The organism is Deinococcus aquatilis DSM 23025 (assembly GCF_000378445.1).
GTDB classification, from domain to species: domain Bacteria; phylum Deinococcota; class Deinococci; order Deinococcales; family Deinococcaceae; genus Deinococcus; species Deinococcus aquatilis.
In genome coordinates, this window is the sequence record NZ_KB899804.1 from 1 (window position 1) to 1222 (window position 1222).

General features: G+C 58.7%; 2 protein-coding genes. Both read right to left on the bottom strand.

Features of this window, described 5'->3' with window-relative positions; all coding sequences use genetic code 11:
• Positions 1-169 precede the first annotated feature (169 nt).
• The gene (locus F561_RS28495) at positions 170-529 is read right to left on the bottom strand and encodes a transposase family protein (protein ID WP_019012566.1); all 360 of its coding nucleotides are present in this window, start codon (positions 527-529) and stop codon (positions 170-172) included.
• A gap of 36 nt (positions 530-565) precedes the next feature.
• On the bottom strand, positions 566-1009 hold the full coding sequence (locus F561_RS28500) for a transposase family protein (protein WP_019012567.1): 444 nt from the start codon (positions 1007-1009) through the stop codon (positions 566-568).
• Positions 1010-1222: the final 213 nt, after the last annotated feature.

A 1222-nucleotide genomic window follows, 5' to 3' on the forward strand; every position in this document is an offset into this window, starting at 1 on the left:
CCCTTCCCCACAAGCTTCGGCTGAACTGAAGCTTCCCATCAAGCCACAGCGCCCTGTCATGATTCCTGATCGACAGGTTTTGTGTTGGGAGTTTCATCATCATTGTCACCTTTTTCAGGGAGAACCGTGAAAATACACTCCCATGCCACAACTAGACCTCTTGCGAAAGTCAGGCGGGACGTGCACGAGTGAGGTTGCAGAGCGCGGCGATCAGCTGAACTCGGAGCGCAAATCGACGCCGCCGATGTCGGTACACGCCCTTCAATATGCGGAAGATCTTCATCCGACGGATGGCATGCAGGGTGCCCTGCCGGGCATGCGCCAGCACGCGGTTGTCGTGGCGTTGTTCGGCGGAGAGGGGCGACGCTCGCGTCGCCTTATGGGTGGTGATGGCGTGCCCGTGGCTCCGCCAGAGTCCCTGGTATCCGGCGTCCCCGATCAGCGCTGTATCGTTGGGTAATCGCACGCCAGATTGACGGAACAGCTTCAGGTCGTGAACAGCCCCAGCGCTCGTGGCGGTGCCCAACACGGCGCTGAGTCACGGTGCAGATGAGGAGCTGAAATTTCAGCGTATGCCGCTTTTTCTTGCCGCTGTACCAGCGGCGCTGCTTTTTTTGGGTCGTTCACAGGGCACTTCAGAAGCATCGACCGCCACGATGCTATAGACGAGCTGCGCTTCCTGAAACACGCGTTTCTTGGGCATCTGGAACTGCGCACTGGCGATCAGGGCCGCTTCCACGCGTTCCACCGTGCGGTGCACGGTAGTTTCATGCACGCCCCAATCGTCACCCAGATGTGCAAAAGTGCGGTACTCGCGCCAGAATTCCAGCGTCAAGAGGAGTTGTTCCGCCACGCTGAGCGCGGCTGGGCGGCCAGATTTCTTCTTCCGTTCTTCCCGTTGTGTAAGCACCGTTTCCATCTCGGCAAAGGTTTCCGGGGAGACCCCGGTGCGTCGACGAAACTGCTTGCGATTCATCTTCAGCGTGCGTGTCAGACGGTCTCGCTCCACCCTGCCAGCTTAGCCCATGACTTTCGCAAGAGGTCTACTGAATATCCAGACCCTGCGAGAAGTAGACACCGACGTCCAGCAGCGTCAGCTCCGGCTGACGCTACCCACGATCACAGTGACTAGAGATCATCCGGAAATTGGTTACGGTAGCGAGGCGAGGACGACTGGCATCCTGAATGAATGCGGTTGACGGACGAGCAATGGGCCATCCTC